The 15,571-nt window shown below is 35.3% G+C and carries 19 protein-coding genes; 7 read left to right on the forward strand and 12 right to left on the reverse strand.

Features of this window, described 5'->3' with window-relative positions; genetic code table 11:
• Positions 1 to 2 precede the first annotated feature (2 nt).
• The 4 genes from CSC80_RS00955 to nusB form a co-directional block, all read right to left on the reverse strand.
• Entirely contained in the window at positions 3 to 1,352 is a 1,350-nt protein-coding gene (locus tag CSC80_RS00955; RefSeq protein WP_071341577.1) for a Gfo/Idh/MocA family oxidoreductase, read from the reverse strand.
• 96 nt (positions 1,353 to 1,448) lie between these two features.
• On the reverse strand, positions 1,449 to 1,736 hold the full coding sequence (gene yajC / locus CSC80_RS00960) for a preprotein translocase subunit YajC (RefSeq protein WP_058103555.1): 288 nt from the start codon (positions 1,734 to 1,736) through the stop codon (positions 1,449 to 1,451).
• A gap of 24 nt (positions 1,737 to 1,760) precedes the next feature.
• A complete protein-coding gene (locus CSC80_RS00965; RefSeq protein ID WP_099189140.1) occupies positions 1,761 to 2,231 on the reverse strand; it encodes a DUF1573 domain-containing protein in 471 nt (156 codons plus the stop codon).
• 44 nt (positions 2,232 to 2,275) lie between these two features.
• Complete coding sequence (gene nusB / locus CSC80_RS00970) at positions 2,276 to 3,223, reverse strand: transcription antitermination factor NusB (RefSeq protein WP_071341575.1); 948 nt, start codon at positions 3,221 to 3,223, stop codon at positions 2,276 to 2,278.
• A 169-nt stretch (positions 3,224 to 3,392) separates the two neighbouring features.
• Here nusB and CSC80_RS00975 point away from each other — a divergent pair, with 169 nt between their 5' ends.
• Complete coding sequence (locus CSC80_RS00975) at positions 3,393 to 5,144, forward strand: ABC transporter ATP-binding protein (protein WP_099189142.1); 1,752 nt, start codon at positions 3,393 to 3,395, stop codon at positions 5,142 to 5,144.
• A 65-nt stretch (positions 5,145 to 5,209) separates the two neighbouring features.
• Complete coding sequence (locus CSC80_RS00980; protein ID WP_074672662.1) at positions 5,210 to 5,587, forward strand: PUR family DNA/RNA-binding protein; 378 nt, start codon at positions 5,210 to 5,212, stop codon at positions 5,585 to 5,587.
• Between the two features lie 71 nt (positions 5,588 to 5,658).
• Here CSC80_RS00980 and CSC80_RS00985 read toward each other — a convergent pair whose 3' ends face one another.
• The 4 genes from CSC80_RS00985 to CSC80_RS01000 are packed head-to-tail and all read right to left on the reverse strand — an operon-like array spanning position 5,659 to position 8,270.
• Entirely contained in the window at positions 5,659 to 6,708 is a 1,050-nt protein-coding gene (locus CSC80_RS00985) for a lysophospholipid acyltransferase family protein (RefSeq protein WP_143751708.1), read from the reverse strand.
• Entirely contained in the window at positions 6,705 to 7,625 is a 921-nt protein-coding gene (locus CSC80_RS00990; protein WP_099189146.1) for a bile acid:sodium symporter family protein, read from the reverse strand. The genes CSC80_RS00985 and CSC80_RS00990 overlap by 4 nt, the downstream gene beginning before the upstream one ends.
• A gap of 4 nt (positions 7,626 to 7,629) precedes the next feature.
• Positions 7,630 to 7,968: a tRNA-binding protein gene (locus CSC80_RS00995; RefSeq protein ID WP_099189148.1), complete on the reverse strand. Its 339-nt coding sequence runs from the start codon at positions 7,966 to 7,968 to the stop codon at positions 7,630 to 7,632.
• Positions 7,968 to 8,270, reverse strand: coding sequence for a hypothetical protein (locus CSC80_RS01000; RefSeq protein ID WP_058103563.1), 303 nt, complete (start codon positions 8,268 to 8,270; stop codon positions 7,968 to 7,970). Before CSC80_RS01000 ends, CSC80_RS00995 begins: the two co-directional genes overlap by 1 nt.
• 89 nt (positions 8,271 to 8,359) lie before the next feature.
• Between CSC80_RS01000 and CSC80_RS01005 the strand changes: the two genes are divergently transcribed.
• Complete coding sequence (locus CSC80_RS01005; RefSeq protein ID WP_099189150.1) at positions 8,360 to 8,914, forward strand: thioredoxin family protein; 555 nt, start codon at positions 8,360 to 8,362, stop codon at positions 8,912 to 8,914.
• 32 nt (positions 8,915 to 8,946) lie between these two features.
• Positions 8,947 to 9,474, forward strand: a complete 528-nt coding sequence (locus CSC80_RS01010) for a GNAT family N-acetyltransferase (RefSeq protein ID WP_058103565.1) — start codon at positions 8,947 to 8,949, stop codon at positions 9,472 to 9,474.
• Between the two features lie 4 nt (positions 9,475 to 9,478).
• Here CSC80_RS01010 and CSC80_RS01015 read toward each other — a convergent pair whose 3' ends face one another.
• Positions 9,479 to 10,015, reverse strand: a complete 537-nt coding sequence (locus tag CSC80_RS01015) for a YfiT family bacillithiol transferase (protein WP_099189152.1) — start codon at positions 10,013 to 10,015, stop codon at positions 9,479 to 9,481.
• A 108-nt stretch (positions 10,016 to 10,123) separates the two neighbouring features.
• Between CSC80_RS01015 and CSC80_RS01020 the strand changes: the two genes are divergently transcribed.
• Positions 10,124 to 10,762 carry a peroxiredoxin gene (locus CSC80_RS01020; RefSeq protein ID WP_071341566.1) on the forward strand — a complete coding sequence of 213 codons (639 nt, stop codon included), beginning with the start codon at positions 10,124 to 10,126 and terminating at the stop codon, positions 10,760 to 10,762.
• 129 nt (positions 10,763 to 10,891) lie between these two features.
• Entirely contained in the window at positions 10,892 to 11,086 is a 195-nt protein-coding gene (locus CSC80_RS01025) for a cold-shock protein (RefSeq protein ID WP_027064347.1), read from the forward strand.
• Positions 11,087 to 11,395: 309 nt separating this feature from the next.
• Here the strand turns inward: CSC80_RS01025 and CSC80_RS01030 are convergent, their stop codons facing one another.
• The 3 genes from CSC80_RS01030 to CSC80_RS01040 form a co-directional block, all read right to left on the reverse strand.
• Positions 11,396 to 12,328: a peptidylprolyl isomerase gene (locus CSC80_RS01030; protein ID WP_058103568.1), complete on the reverse strand. Its 933-nt coding sequence runs from the start codon at positions 12,326 to 12,328 to the stop codon at positions 11,396 to 11,398.
• 110 nt (positions 12,329 to 12,438) lie between these two features.
• Complete coding sequence (locus tag CSC80_RS01035; protein WP_236973358.1) at positions 12,439 to 13,788, reverse strand: M28 family peptidase; 1,350 nt, start codon at positions 13,786 to 13,788, stop codon at positions 12,439 to 12,441.
• A 16-nt stretch (positions 13,789 to 13,804) separates the two neighbouring features.
• On the reverse strand, positions 13,805 to 14,686 hold the full coding sequence (locus CSC80_RS01040) for a PPK2 family polyphosphate kinase (RefSeq protein WP_058103570.1): 882 nt from the start codon (positions 14,684 to 14,686) through the stop codon (positions 13,805 to 13,807).
• Positions 14,687 to 14,869: 183 nt separating this feature from the next.
• Here CSC80_RS01040 and CSC80_RS01045 point away from each other — a divergent pair, with 183 nt between their 5' ends.
• The gene (locus tag CSC80_RS01045; protein ID WP_099189157.1) at positions 14,870 to 15,568 is read left to right on the forward strand and encodes a hypothetical protein; all 699 of its coding nucleotides are present in this window, start codon (positions 14,870 to 14,872) and stop codon (positions 15,566 to 15,568) included.
• The last annotated feature ends 3 nt before the right edge of the window (positions 15,569 to 15,571 follow it).

Raw genomic sequence — 15,571 nt, forward strand, 5'->3', positions numbered from 1 at the left:
TTTTATAATTTAGGTAGGTTCCAACCATTATGATAGTTAGCCTTTAAAAACTGGTTTGCTTCTTCATTTTTAAATTTACCGGCCATTGGATCCCAGTAAATTCTATTACCGGTTTTAAAGGCCACATTACCCATATGTGAAACCAAAGCGGCATCATAACCCACTTTAATTGGTGCATTTAGTATAGCGTTATCCCGACTTTTTACCGCTTCTATGAAATTCTGGGTATGCAGATCCAACCCATTGAATTCACCTTTGGTATGTGAAACCGCTTCTAGCTTAGGAATACCATCTTTACCCCAGCCCTGAAATTCAGTTTCAGGTATTACTTCCCAGCCACCTCTATCAACAACCAGGGTACCATTATTACCTATAAATGCTATTCCATGATTTCTTCCATAGTTACCACCGTCAATGCCCGTGGCATGCTCCCAAAGAATAGAGAAGCCGTCATATTCATATACCGTTTGTAAAGTATCTGGAGTTTCAGAGGCATCCGTGGGATAAGCAAATTTACCGCCCAAGGCCATCACAGATTTTGGTGTACCGGCTTTCATACCATACAACGCATAATCCATAAGATGTACGCCCCAATCTGTCATTAAACCACCGGCATAATCCCAAAACCACCTAAAATCGAAATGAAATCTATTTTTATTAAAAGCCCTATCGGGAGCCGGACCCAACCACATTTTATAATCTACCCCTTCAGGAACTGGAGCATCGGCTACTACGGGAACAGGTTTCATCCAACCTTGATATGCCCATGCTTTTGCCAAGCGTATTTCTCCTAACGCACCAGAATGCACATATTTAATGGCATCTACAAAATGCGGTTGACTACGCTGCCATTGGCCTATTTGCACCATTCTATCCCTAGACTCCACAAAGTCCAACATAATATTGGCTTCTTCAACAGAATTAGCAATTGGCTTCTCGCAATACACATCTTTACCCGCTTGTAATGCATCTGTTAATTGCAGGCAATGCCAATGATCTGGCGTGCCAATAATAACGACATCTATGTCTTTATTCTCATATAACTTTCTATAATCACTATACCATTTTGGTTTTTTAATTCCCGCCTTTTCAAGATCAGCTGTTCTTTCCCTTAATACATTTTCATCTACATCACACAATGCTATGACATTAATATCACTCATTTTCAGAAAAGAGCTTAAGTCAGAGAAACCCATACCCTTACAGCCTACCAAACCAACATTGATAGTGTCGTTGGCGCCCACCTTCTTACGCATCATTGATAACATCTCCATAGGGAACATAAATGATGCTCCTGTCATTACCAATCCTGCGGTGCCTTTTCTAATAAAATTTCTTCTGTTGTGTAGCATGTTGTTGTTGTTTTAAGTGTAATTAAATATACCACATTTAGGCAAAAAAAAACACCGATGTTTCCATCGGTGTTTTTTATATGAATTCAGAAATTATTATTTTTTTTCTGGAGCATTTAATTTATTGCTCATTTCCATGGATATGGCAGACCTATCAAATTTTAACTTCCCGGCCATTGTTTCCAAAACACAAGAGAAGTCCTTATCATTTAAATCCACTACTTTTCCGTGCAGGCCGCTTTTGGTAATAACACGATCACCACGTTTTAACTCTGCCGAAAATTTCTTTTCATCCTTTTGTCTTTTCATTTGAGGTCTGATCATAAAAAAATATGCGACCACAAAAATCAAAATCATCGGAAGAAACTGCCCTATATCACCCATCTTTGGTATATCTGTAATTTATAATTATTTAACAGGTCCTAATGGAGTTGCTCCTTTTGGATTAACAAAAGCCTTTATTCTCAAAAGCTCAGAACCTTTTTCAGTGTTAGCCGTAACGGTAATAGTTTTAGTAACCTGGTTTTGACCAGATCCGTTAAAGTTCACTTTTAATTCACCTGATTCACCTGGAGCAATTGGCTCTTTTGGAGGATTAGGAACTGTACAACCACAACTACTTTTAGCATCTGTGATAATTAATGGAGCGTTACCTGTATTAGTAAATTTAAAAACTGTTTCCTGTGCCGCACCTTGTTCAATTGTACCAAAATCATGCTCTGATTTCTCAAAAGACATTACCGGTACCGCTTTAGCTGCTTCATCTCTTACCGCTGCTTCCGCTACATTATCTGTTTTAATTTTACTTGAAGCATTGTCTTTGCAAGAAGTAAAAGCTACCATTGATACAAGACCAACAATTAGAACTATTTTTTTCATACTATATTAGATTTATCAATTAACTGTAAAATTATAAAATATTTTTATAATAGACCCCTACCCATTTTGTTAAGCTTTCCTTCAGATTTGTATTCTTTAGTAAGCTTATCTAGTATTCCGTTTATGAAAATGCTACTTTTTGGAGTCGAGTATTCTTTGGCAATCTCCAAATACTCATTAATGGTTACTCTTTCCGGGATTGAAGGAAAATGTAACAATTCACAAATTGCCATTTTCAAAAGTATACTATCTATGCCTGCAATACGATCTTTATCCCAGTTTGGTGTTTTACCATCTATCTCTTTTTCCAATGCATCATTTTTCAACAACGTTCTAGACAATAACTGCATAGCGTAGGTCATGTCTTCATCATCCTTTAAAAGACTCGGCAAAAAGTATGAATCAGGATGAACTTGTTTTACCTTCTTCAAGTGTTTTAACAAAAACGTATTAACAATAGGAATGTCATCTACCCAAGTTAACTTATCATCTTCGAAGTAATCATATATTTTTTCGTTGGGGGCAATGATATTTTTGAACAAGGTCAATATCAATTCTTTGTCCGCAGCATAATCGCTTTCTGGTGTAGACATGTATTCCTTATACGTTTCGCTTTCTATAATATCTTTATAAATAAGCTTAACGTACTCTTCATTAAGGTACCAATTATCTAATTTTCTATTTGAAATTTCTTCCTCAAGTGTTTTGTTCTCAAGAATTTGCACCAATAATCTGTTCTGAACAAACTTCTTAGGATTTGGAAATTCCTGCTTACCGTCACTAATATATTTTTTTGCGGAAAGAGAAATTTGTTCTGCCGCCCTTTTTTGTATTTCTACAAAAAGACTTAACCATAACAAGTAGAGCGTATAGGTATTCTCTATGCTTACTTTTAAAAACTTCTCTTGTCTCTGTAATGAATCATCTTTTGATTGAACGAGTGCATATATGCTCTGCATTACCTTAACTCTAATGTGCCTTCTTGTAAGCATTTTAAAGAACTTTTTTAATAAATTGATATTTAAAGCCGCAAAGGTAAGTATCTATTTAAAGGGTCACAACAGCAATCGTATTTATCTTAGCTTATTTATAACATATGGTTTTAGGTCAAAAAACTATCTTTGGCCAAAGAAAACGATAATCTTCTTTTTTTAGCATTGTATGAAAGAACTTAAACACCTAAACAAATACTTTAAAAAATACTGGTTTAAGCTTTTTCTCGGAATAATCATAACCATTATAGCCAGGCTTTTTCAATTGATCATGCCTTCTTACGTGAACAACTCTATTACGGTAGTTGAACAGTATATTAAAACGGAAATTGAAAAATCTACCGCACAAGAACTATTAATGGAATATATTCTAATTATCGTAGGTGCTGCAATACTATCTGGTTTCTTCACTTTTTTAATGCGCCAATTGATCATTAACATTTCTAGATATATTGAGTATGATCTTAAAAACGAAATTTTTGACCATTACCAAAAGCTAAGTCTCAATTTTTATAAGAAAAATAGAACAGGCGATTTAATGAACAGGATCAGTGAAGATGTTAATGAAGTACGTATGTATGCAGGTCCAGCAATTATGTACGGCATACAGACCTTAACATTGTTTGCTTGTCTGATACCGTTAATGTTTATAAAAGCGCCCACTTTAGCTGCATATACACTATTGCCGTTACCTTTTCTTTCGGTCCTAATTTATCAAATAAGTAAAGTAATTCATAAGCGAAGTACCATTGTACAACAATACCTTTCTACCTTATCTACCTTTACACAAGAAATTTTTTCAGGAGTTTCCGTTATAAAAGCCTACGCATTAGAGCCGCAGACCAATAGTGACCTTACTAAACTTGCCATTGAAGGCAAAGAGAAAAGTGTAAGTCTTGCTAAAGTGAATGCATGGTTTTTTCCATTAATGATACTTTTAATAGGTATTAGTAACATTTTGGTCATTTATATAGGAGGTAAACAATACTTGGCCGGCGAAATTGAAGTAGGACTAATTGCCGAATTTATTTTATATGTAAATATGCTTACCTGGCCAGTGGCCATTGTTGGTTGGTTAACTTCAATTGTACAAAGGGCAGCCGCAAGTCAAAAGAGGATAAATGAATTTCTAAACCAAGAGTCAGAAATAAAAAATAATCCTACCAACACCCTTACGATCAAAGGTAAAATTGAATTTAAAAATGTTGATTTCACATACCAAGATACCAATATTAATGCCATAAAAGACCTATCGTTCACCATTAACGAGGGTGAAACCACTGCTATTATTGGTAAAACCGGTTCTGGTAAATCTACCATACTTGATTTGGTAGCCCGCTTATATGACACATCTTCCGGAGAGATATTAATAGACGACGAACCTATTAAAAATGTAGACCTTACCAATTTACGAGAATCTATTGGTGCCGTACCCCAAGACGCATTCCTATTTTCAGATAGCATTAAGAACAACATTAAATTTGGTAAGGAGAATGCTACAGACGAGGAAATCATTGACATAGCAAAAGATGCCGTGGTACATGAAAACATAATGGGTTTCTCTAAAAAATATGATACTATCTTAGGTGAAAGAGGTATAACATTGAGTGGCGGACAAAAACAAAGGGTTTCAATTGCCAGGGCATTAATTAAAAAACCTCAGATTTATTTATTTGATGATTGCTTGTCTGCCGTAGATACGGAAACGGAAGAAGAAATATTGAATAACCTGAAAAAAGCATCTAAGAATAGAACTACATTAATTGTAAGTCATAGAGTTTCTTCTGCCAAAAACGCGGATAAAATTTTAGTTTTAGATGACGGAAGACTTATTCAAGAGGGCACACATGATGAATTAAATTCACAAGAAGGCTATTATAAAGACCTCTACCACAAACAGCTCTCAGAGAAAGAAAGTTAGAAAATTGTTGTCGGATAGCGTTTTTTTTTTCATTTTTGATAGTATAACGACACTAAACATTAGAAATGAGCGAAAGAGATTTATCAGATCAAGAAGAAATTCACTCCAAAGTTTTACGCGCAGGTAGAAGAACTTACTTTTTCGATGTAAGAAGTACAAAGGCTGGGGATTATTATTTAACGATTACAGAAAGTAAGAAATTTACGCATGACGATGGTTCATTCCATTACAAAAAACATAAAATATATTTATACAAAGAAGACTTTGACGCTTTTAAAGAGAACGTTGAAGAGATGATGGATTTTATAATCAACGAAAAAGGGTCTGAAGTAATTTCTGAAAGACACCAAAAAGATTTCAAAAAGGAAGAAATAGAAGAGCCCGTAGAAAAGACAACTACCAACACTTCTAGCTTTACAGATGTAAGTTTTGAAGATATCTAGGTAAAACAACCCTTAAAAAAACAAAACGGTCCTTATGTATAAGGGCCGTTTTTAGTTTATAGCTATAAAATTCAGTTTAGCCCTTTTTTTACGAACCATAAATTCAATAACACTAAAACAACCAAAGCCGTTAATGCCACTTTAATAGAAAGTACCATAGACAACCCCACAAATAACAATAAAAGATAAAGTGGATATACTAACAAGATAAATGCAAACCTGAACGTACCCATAAACTCCTTCTCCGGAACCTTTGGCATTAACCATTTGTGCCACATTATAATCATGGGAAAATTTAATACGTTAAAAACACTTCTCAACACCGATTTCCCTTTAGCTGCATTGGTTAAATCGCTTGAATTGGAAACTTCATTGGTATAATGCCTAATTTTATTGTTCACCTCTGTAGGATTTAAAAAGTCTACATTTTTTGTATTAAGAAGATTTACCATAGTATCATAATCTTGCACTATTGGTATATGGGTAGTCAATTGTTTCAATTGTAAAGAAACTGCATTTTTTAAATTACGGCTGGTCATATTTAAATCATTGGCAACGTACATGCTTTTGGCAGATATTGCCTTACCATAATTGATAGCCACTTGATCAGGAAACTGATCGGCATGTTTATAATTCAATCCTACAGGAATTAGCATGATATCAACATCTGGGTATAGCTCAAAAGTTCTTATAAGTATCCTTGTAAAGCCTTTACTTAAAGGTCTCACCCTTCGTCGCAAATTATGATTTGCTTCCGGAAACAAGAGCAGTGCCTCTCCTCTACTCAAAATATCGGCACAAGAGTTGAAAATAGCATCGTTGTTAGAAAGCGTATCTCTACCGTCTCGCATTCTATAAATAGGCAGCATTTGAAAATATGAGAAAATACCCTTTAACAGTTTACCCTTAAACACATCGGAACGCGTTAAAAAGTATGGTTTTCGATTACAGTCGGTAGCAATTAATAATACATCAATCAATGCACTTTGATGATTGGGCAAAAACATCACCGGCTTATCCTTAGGGATATGCTCCAACCCGGATACCACTATTTTTGTATGATATCCATAGAGTCCGGTTTTAATCACCGACTTTACCATTGAATAAATAAATCCGCTCAAGCTATTGTTTCTTTAGCAACCGATTTTCTATTCCAGAAAGCGGCTAATATTAAACCTGAGACTATATGCCAAATACCCCAAAAAGCAGCAAGAAGTGCCATACCACCTAGACCGTCAAAAAAAGTAAATATCAGTAAAAGTCCTAGACCAGAGTTTTGAATTCCCGTTTCTATAGTTATAGAACGTATACTATCCACAGGTAATTTAAAAAGTTTACCTATACCATAACCTGTTGTAAAAGCCAATAGATTATGGGCTAGAACTATCCAAAATACATATAGAATATAATCCATAAAAATAATCCTATTGTTATATAGCGCAATGAAAACCAGACCTATAAAAAACACCAACGAAACAATCTTTAACTTTTTTGCGATTTTCAATGCTAATTCAGGCATTTTGTAATTGATTAACATACCCAGTGCAAGGGGCAAGCCCAACAATAAAAAGACCAATTTGAACATTTCTATAGATGAAATAGAAATTTCATTAATTAGACTTGAACTTGGCTCATATAACATGGACCAAAAATGAAAGTTAAGCGGAGTCATAATAATGGCAAACATAGTAGCCATAGCCGTTAAACTTACAGATAAAGCCGTATTGGCATTAGATAAATATGATATAAAATTAGAAATATTACCACCTGGGCATGCTGCCACCATAAACATACCTAAAGCTATACTGGGCAAAGGTTCTATTGCCAGAACCAAACAGAAGGTTATTGCCGGCAATACTAAAAACTGACTGATCAGCCCAGCAATTAAAGCTTTTGGCCTTAACCATAAAGGTTTAAAATCTGATACGGATATTTCTAAAGCAACACCGAACATGACCAAACCTAGAACAATGTTCATTACCCAAAGTGAGCCTGAATCAAAGTTAATATGTATGTTATCTAAAATATTCTCAGTCAAAAATTTAGGAAATTTTCAATCCGTTAGGCACTGTCATTTGAGGCTGCAGCAACACTACCGAACTGTTCTCTACAGCACCCAATATAAGACATTCGCTCATAAAATTAGCTATTTGCTTTTTTGGAAAGTTGACAACAGCTATGACCTGAAGCCCTACGATATCTTCCTTATCATATTTTTCGGTAATTTGAGCCGATGTTTTTTTAAGCCCTATATCAGGTCCAAAATCAATATCTAATTTGAAAGACGGGTTTCTAGCTTCCGGAAAATCATAGACCGCCGTTACAGTTCCGGTTCGCATATCAATTTTACTGAAATCTTCCCACGAGATTGTTGTTTCCATTAAGTAAGTCTAAGTTTTTCAATTAAATCTTTGGGCACATTACCTGCATACATACCGTAAGCATCTACCAATAACCCTTTTTCACCAGTACTGGTTTCAATCACATACAATATAGTATTATCATCTGGATTACTCATACCCTCAAAACGATAAAATTTCACCACATCTAGCTCAGTAGCTTTATGAATTTTCTTTTTACTCTTATTTTCTATACCTGCATCGCACAGATTAAAATCTTCTGTATAACCTTCAGCCTGTAAAGCTTCTATTGCAACAGATAATGATACATATGACTTTTCCATGATATTAAAATTTTAAGGATTATGAATTATATAAAGTAAATACAAGCTCCATTAATTTGTTAACTTAGTACATTAAAATTTTAGTTGGTATGGCAAGAACAGAAAGTAATATGTTGGCATTGGGAACCGTAGCGCCAGAATTTAGTTTAATGGACACGGTTAGCGAAAAAACCATGAACCTTCATGCCATGAACGGTGAAGTTGGCACTCTAATCATGTTTATTTGTAATCATTGCCCATTTGTTATCCATGTAAACCCTGAAATAGTTAAAATGGCTAAAGAGTTCCAAAGCAAGGGTATTCAATTTATTGCCATTTCTAGTAATGATGTTGAAAAATATCCAGAGGATGCGCCTCACTTTATGCGAATTAAGGCTAAAGCTGAAAATTATACCTTTCCATATCTTTATGACGAAGATCAGACAGTCGCAAAAGCTTACGATGCCGCCTGTACTCCAGATTTTTTTCTTTTTGACAATGAATTAAAATTGGTCTATAGAGGTCAGTTAGACGACTCTAGACCAGGTAATGGCTTACCATTAACCGGCATTGATTTGAGAAATGCAATGGAAAATCTCATTAAAGGAAAAGAAATAAGTGCTATTCAAAAGCCAAGTATAGGCTGTAATATTAAATGGAAATAGGACAAGCTTAATCTTCTACATCTATACCGTTGATGAATATCGATATAACATTTCAAGAGTTGACCCCTGCATTGCATGATATTTATATAAAAACAGGTATAACCTCTTACAATCAACACTATAGACACTTATGGCCAAATGGGGATACCACCACCTACATTGAACATAGTTTTACCAAAACAATTTTAGAAGAGGAAGACAACAATAAAAATAGCGCTCTATATTTAATAAAATCAGGTATAGATTACGTAGGTCTTTTAAAGATTACTTTTCATAAAAACATTAAAGGTTTAGAAGCTAAAGATGCGCTTTACCTAGATAAAATTTATATTCTTAAAGAATTTGCCGGTAAAGGTGTAGGTAACAAAAGCCTTAATTTTGTTGAAAGCATAGCCAAAAAGCTATCTAAAAAAGCGATCTTTTTGGAATCAATGCAGAAGGGACCTGCCTTACCATTCTATCTTAAGAATGATTTTGATATTGTTGCTGAAAGCACGGTACCCTTCAAAAATGTCATAGAGGAAGAAAAGCCAATGTTTCTTCTAAAAAAGATGATTTAATCCGCTACCACCCCATTCTGTCGGCTAAACTTTTAATATGCGCAAAGTGATGGTTACTATGCCAAGCATATTTTCCAATATTCTCCGCTACAGATACATTTACATTACCATCTGGATGAATATAGCTATTCTCCATATCTTCAGGCGTTAACCTCTTTAACAGGTACACCAACTTAGCATGAAGGGCCGTTAAATAGGAAAGAGATAAAGCAATAGGGGCAGTTCTGGCATCGATCAAATTACTCCATTCCTTTTCCTGATATACTTTGATCAAAGGTCTGTTCTCCGTTAAGGCCCATTTAAAACGTGTGTAGCTATGATGATGACTATCTGCCATATGGTGTACTACTTGACGAACTGTCCACCCCCCTTCTCGGTAGTGAGTATCCAATTGTGTTTCAGAAAAATTATCTACTAGTGCAGACAGACGTTCTGGTAAGGTTTCCAATACCTCTATCCATTTACTTAAATCTTCATTTGTGATGTTCTCCGGACACTCAAAGCGCCCGATGGGGTATTTTAATTTATCAAGTTCTTCCATACCCTAAAAGTAAAAATTTTAATAGACTTTTAACCCGAAAACTTTAGTCAAGGACATTTAATCTACTAATTTTATAGGATAAATTTAAACATCTAAAAATATACCATTATGGCAACAATACGTTTAGGCGATAAAGCTCCAAATTTCACGGCAGATAGTTCTATGGGAACAATTAATTTATATGACTACCTTGGTGACAGTTGGGGTATATTATTTTCTCACCCTGCAGATTTCACCCCAGTTTGTACTACCGAATTGGGCACTGCTGCTAAATTCAAAGATGAATTCGACAAAAGGAACGTTAAAATGATCGCGCTTAGTGTTGATGGTGCTGCATCTCATGCAGAATGGATCAAAGACATTAACGAAGTACAGAACACTGTGGTGAATTTCCCAATAATTGCAGATGAGGACAAAAAAGTTTCTGATCTATATGATATGATCCACCCAAATGCGGATAACAATCTTACCGTACGCTCTGTATTCATCATTGCACCGGACAAGACCGTAAAATTAACGTTGACCTACCCAGCATCAACTGGTCGTAACTTTTATGAACTTCTAAGGGTAATAGATTCATTGCAACTAACAGCATATCACAAGGTAGCAACACCAGCAAACTGGGAACAAGGTAAAGAGGTAGTCGTAAGTCCGGCTATAAGTACTGCCGATGCAAAAGATATATTTTCAAAGGGAGTAACAGAGATCAAACCCTATTTAAGAATGACTCCAGACCCTACTGCATAGTCGTAAAAACAAGTTCATTCTCAATACATTAGACGTCAATTATTAACCTTAAGATAACCTGTAAGAATTTAAGTAGTTAAACAAAAAAAAACTATCTTCGCACTTTAATTAATATTTAATTTTTCTATTATGAGTAAAGGAACAGTAAAATTCTTCAATGATTCCAAAGGTTACGGATTTATCACTGAAGATGGTTCAAACGAAGATCATTTTGTACACATTTCTGGCTTAATCGATGAAGTTCGAGAAGGTGATGTTGTGGAATTTGAACTACAACAAGGTAAAAAAGGATTAAACGCCGTTAATGTGAAAGTAATTGACTAGGTAACGATTTAACTTTTTTATAGTATGAAACCCGAACTTATTAGTTCGGGTTTTTTTTATTCTTTTTTTTTAGATCCTACGCAACCTTTTAGGTAAATACATATCTATTGAATAAACAAGTCTGGTTCCCCTACCTTATACATGTATTTATGACCACATTTTTGACCGTATTTTTAGTTCTGATGATTATTAACATCATTTTACTTTTAGGTAGTTTCGTTACTAGAAAAAAGTAGATTACTAGAACAAAAAAAAACACCCATAATTTAAAATTATAGGTGTTTCATTATTTTTTTAAGGCTTAGGTAATTAACCTACCTTCATTAACTCTACATCAAAAATCAATGTAGCATTAGGAGGTATTACCCCACCTGCACCGGCAGAACCATATGCCAAGTCTGAAGGTATAACAAATCGTGCCTTATCACCCACTTGTAATAAGGAGATACCCTCATCCCAGCCTGGTATTACCTGACCAATTCCTAATTGAAAATCAATTGGGGAATTACGCTTATAAGAAGAATCGAAAACTTGACCGTTTAAAAGTGATCCTTCATAATGTACAGACACTTTTTCTCCTTTTTCCGCTTTGGCGCCATCACCTTTCTGAATCATTTTATAACGAAGACCAGATGCCGTAGATTCAAAACCTGCAGCAACCTTATCTAGTTCAGCTTCTTGCTTTGCCTTTTCTGCCGCCAATCTTGCTTCACCAGATGCATTGAAATCTTCAAAGGCCTTTAATGCATTCCACTTTTCAGCTTCATCACCTACCCTAACAATTTCTAAAGATTCAATTACATCATTTTGAGCAATTGCATCCACTACTTCTTGCCCAGCTGCTACATGACCAAATACAGTATGCTTATTATCTAACCAAGGTGTTGGTACATGAGTAATAAAAAACTGGCTTCCATTGGTTCCAGGACCTGCATTAGCCATAGAAAGCACCCCTGGAGTGTCATGTTTTAATTCTGGATGGAACTCATCATCAAATTTATATCCGGCATCACCTGTACCGGTACCTTGAGGACAACCACCCTGAATCATAAAATCTGGAATAACCCTATGAAATTTTAAACCGTTGTAATATGGCTCACCTTTAGCTTTAGCACTATTTTCTTTATCACCTTCTGCCAAAGCAACAAAATTACCTACGGTACCAGGTGTTTTATCATAAGTTAACTTAACTAGTATTTCGCCTTTACTTGTATTGAACTTGGCGTAAATTCCTTCTTCCATTATTGTATTTTTTAGTAAGCCGCAAAGGTAAAGAATTTTAACGGTTTGTACCTTTGGCGATCATTTTTGAAATTTACACTTTCCTTAATTTCACAAGCCCTAACCTAAAACTAAAAGCCATAAGCGTCTACCAAATAAACTAAGCTTGCCATTGTTGCCGCACCCAACTGTAGTTCTCGTCTATTTACATGTTCAAAAGTGTCGTTTTCTGCATGATGATGATCAAAATAACGTTGAGAATCAGGTCTTAGACCTGCCATTACCAGACCATCTTTTTTTAGAGGTCCTATATCTGCACCAGCAAAACCTTTTTCAAAATAATGTACAAGATAAGGTTCAAACAAATTTTTCCATTTCAAGACCTTTTCGAAATTCTCTTGAGAGCTATCAAAAGTAAAACCTCTAGGAGTAAACCCACCCGAATCACTTTCTAAAGCAAAAATGTGCTTTTCATTATTTGAGATAGCAACCTCAGCATATTTATTACCGCCTCGCAATCCGTTTTCCTCATTCATAAAAAGAACGACCCTAACAGTACGTTTTGGTTTGTATCCTGTTTTTTTGAAAAGATTTAAAACCTCCATACTTTGTACACAGCCAGCACCATCATCATGGGAACCGTCACCTAAGTCCCACGAGTCTAAATGACCGCCTACGACAATAATTTCCTCTGGCTTTTCAGAACCTTTTATTTCTGCAATTACATTATAAGATTCTACATCCTTGAACTGTTTACAATTCTGTTTGAAGTAGAAGTTAATTTCCGGATTCAATTTTAAGGAAGTACTCAACATTTCCGCTGCATTGGTACTGATAGCTGCAGCAGGAATTCTCTCTGACTCTGGCTGATCACCATAGGTCATAGACCCCGTATGCGGAAAATCATCCAACCTTAAGTTCATTGAACGTACGATAACCCCCAACGCTCCGTATTTGGATGCCTCCAATGCCCCGGCATATCTCTGATCCACACAATTGGAATACGCTGTAAACGTATTAATTTCAGTAGCGTCCATCGGTCTATTGAAAAAAACGATTTTTCCTTCAATTTTATCCTTGCCCAAGGTCGTTAACTGCTCAACACCCTCGACTTCAATAATATTGGCTTTTATTCCCTTTGGCGGGGTTGCCACCGAGCCACCCAATGCACAAATGGCAACATTTGTAGTTATACCCGGTGTTGTTTCAAAATAAGCAAATTCTGGAGTTCCTCTAACCCATTTTGGCACCATGACCGGTTGCAACCACACCCGATCAACACCTAAAGAATCTAACTGAGACTTTGTATAATCAACCCCTTGCTGAGCTTGCACGGACCCGGACAATCTACCCCCAATTTGGTTAGACAAATAATTTAACCACTCATAACCTTTACCTTCGGTAAGTGCTAAATCATACATTTTTTTGATCTGTACCTCATCTTTGCTCTGTGATTTACCCACAGCTATAAAAGCGATCATACATATTAGAGCTAGCTTACTGCTCACTTTGTAATTGTTCTTCATAGCTGTCTAAATTAGCCATTATTTTTTCGCTCAACATAGGCTCTTTAATATCTTTGTATTTTTTTAACGATTGCAATAAAATATTTGCAACAATTACACGGGTTGCCTTTTTATTATCCGCAGGAACTGCAAACCATGGTGCGTGTTCATGTGTAGTTTTACTTATAGCCTCTTCATAGCACTTTTGGTACACAGACCACAATTTACGTTCCTTTAAGTCTCCGGGAGAAAACTTCCAATGTTTTTCCTTGATAGCAAGTCTTCTTAATAAACGCTGTCTTTGCTCTTCTTTTGAAAGATTTAGAAAAAACTTAAATATCAATGTACCGTTTTCAGCTAAATGTCTTTCAAAATCATTGATTTGCTCAAACCTTTTATCCCAAAACTTTTGATCAATGTCTTCTACGGTATGTATACCGGGAATATGTTCATTTAAAATATACTCTGGGTGTACCCTAGTGACAAGAACATTTTCATAATGGGTTCTATTGAAAACGCCAAATTTGCCCTTTGCAGGCAAGACCAAGTAATGTCTCCACAAGTAATTATGACTTAATTCCAATTCAGTAGGCACCTTAAAACTATGAACCTCTACGCCACTTACGTTAAAGTCTTTGAACACCTCACGAATAAGGCTATCTTTCCCTGCTGTATCCATACCTTGTAGACATACTAAAATACTATACTTACCATGTGCGTAAATAGTATCTTGAAACTCCCCAAGCTCTCTTCTAACTTTAGATAAGTCTTTTTTTAACTCTTTATCAGATTTACCAAAATCTTCAAATGTCTCATTTTCAGATATTTTAAAATCTTTAGTTGCTTTATATTTCTCTATATTTATATTATTCATACTGAAATATAAAATATTAAACCTACGAATACTAATAATTTAGAAAACTGTTAAAACTGATTTTACAGCTTTCCGTTTAACGTGATTGAACGGTATTGTATCGAAAATAATATTTTCAATAGGGTAAAGCATATAAATTTATGCCTGTAAGGTCCCAACTCTTACACCCAAAAACACCTACTTATGAAGAAAAATATCATTTTTTTCTACACTATTGTTCTATTCTCCTTTCACACATTTGCCAACAATGTGGAATGTGAGTATGCCAATTCAAACATGGGTTATGCAAAATCCCAAATAACTGCCGCCCTACAAACACAAGACATCAACCAAGCCAGATTTTACGCCTACAAGGCTTTAAACGCCTTGGAAAAATCTAAAGAACAGCTGAATATTTGCGGTTGTAAATTTGCTAAAACCAGTATGTACGAGAATATAGAAGTACTGACCCTAGCAACAAGGTCAACAACTCTAGAAGGCACTATTAGCTACTTAAATGAATCTATAGAACTGACCAATAACACTATTATGGTATTGGAATCTCACGATACGCATGACAGCGTGTATTCCAACAATGAATTATCTGTAAATACGACTACATCTACTTCAAATACCAGCATTAAAAAAACACCAGAAAAAGGTAAAAGCCTTTTTGAAACTATAGACATCTCTTTAGAGAAATACAGACTCTCTCTTAACAAGGTAGTTGAAAGTGTAAATTGTAAAGAGGCTACCGCATTTGCTACTAGAATTTATGAGGAATGCGAAGCTCAGTTATTAAAACCTAATATTACAGAAGGAAGTAAATATTACAATTTACGCACCAAAGAGATAACCCAAGAAGCTTTGAACAGAATTGGTAATTGCTCTGCCGCTAAATAAAAG

The organism is Maribacter sp. 6B07 (assembly GCF_002700155.1).
Classification (GTDB): Bacteria; Bacteroidota; Bacteroidia; order Flavobacteriales; family Flavobacteriaceae; genus Maribacter; species Maribacter dokdonensis.

Coding starts and splice junctions, on each gene's coding strand:
- CSC80_RS00955 (WP_071341577.1), bottom strand. CDS start 1,352: ATGCTACACAACAGAAGAAATTTTATTAGAAAAGGCACCGCAGGATTG.
- yajC (WP_058103555.1), bottom strand. CDS start 1,736: ATGGGTGATATAGGGCAGTTTCTTCCGATGATTTTGATTTTTGTGGTC.
- CSC80_RS00965 (WP_099189140.1), bottom strand. CDS start 2,231: ATGAAAAAAATAGTTCTAATTGTTGGTCTTGTATCAATGGTAGCTTTT.
- nusB (WP_071341575.1), bottom strand. CDS start 3,223: ATGCTTACAAGAAGGCACATTAGAGTTAAGGTAATGCAGAGCATATAT.
- CSC80_RS00975 (WP_099189142.1), top strand. CDS start 3,393: ATGAAAGAACTTAAACACCTAAACAAATACTTTAAAAAATACTGGTTT.
- CSC80_RS00980 (WP_074672662.1), top strand. CDS start 5,210: ATGAGCGAAAGAGATTTATCAGATCAAGAAGAAATTCACTCCAAAGTT.
- CSC80_RS00995 (WP_099189148.1), bottom strand. CDS start 7,968: ATGGAAACAACAATCTCGTGGGAAGATTTCAGTAAAATTGATATGCGA.
- CSC80_RS01000 (WP_058103563.1), bottom strand. CDS start 8,270: ATGGAAAAGTCATATGTATCATTATCTGTTGCAATAGAAGCTTTACAG.
- CSC80_RS01005 (WP_099189150.1), top strand. CDS start 8,360: ATGGCAAGAACAGAAAGTAATATGTTGGCATTGGGAACCGTAGCGCCA.
- CSC80_RS01010 (WP_058103565.1), top strand. CDS start 8,947: ATGAATATCGATATAACATTTCAAGAGTTGACCCCTGCATTGCATGAT.
- CSC80_RS01015 (WP_099189152.1), bottom strand. CDS start 10,015: ATGGAAGAACTTGATAAATTAAAATACCCCATCGGGCGCTTTGAGTGT.
- CSC80_RS01020 (WP_071341566.1), top strand. CDS start 10,124: ATGGCAACAATACGTTTAGGCGATAAAGCTCCAAATTTCACGGCAGAT.
- CSC80_RS01025 (WP_027064347.1), top strand. CDS start 10,892: ATGAGTAAAGGAACAGTAAAATTCTTCAATGATTCCAAAGGTTACGGA.
- CSC80_RS01030 (WP_058103568.1), bottom strand. CDS start 12,328: ATGGAAGAAGGAATTTACGCCAAGTTCAATACAAGTAAAGGCGAAATA.
- CSC80_RS01035 (WP_236973358.1), bottom strand. CDS start 13,788: ATGATCGCTTTTATAGCTGTGGGTAAATCACAGAGCAAAGATGAGGTA.
- CSC80_RS01040 (WP_058103570.1), bottom strand. CDS start 14,686: ATGAATAATATAAATATAGAGAAATATAAAGCAACTAAAGATTTTAAA.
- CSC80_RS01045 (WP_099189157.1), top strand. CDS start 14,870: ATGAAGAAAAATATCATTTTTTTCTACACTATTGTTCTATTCTCCTTT.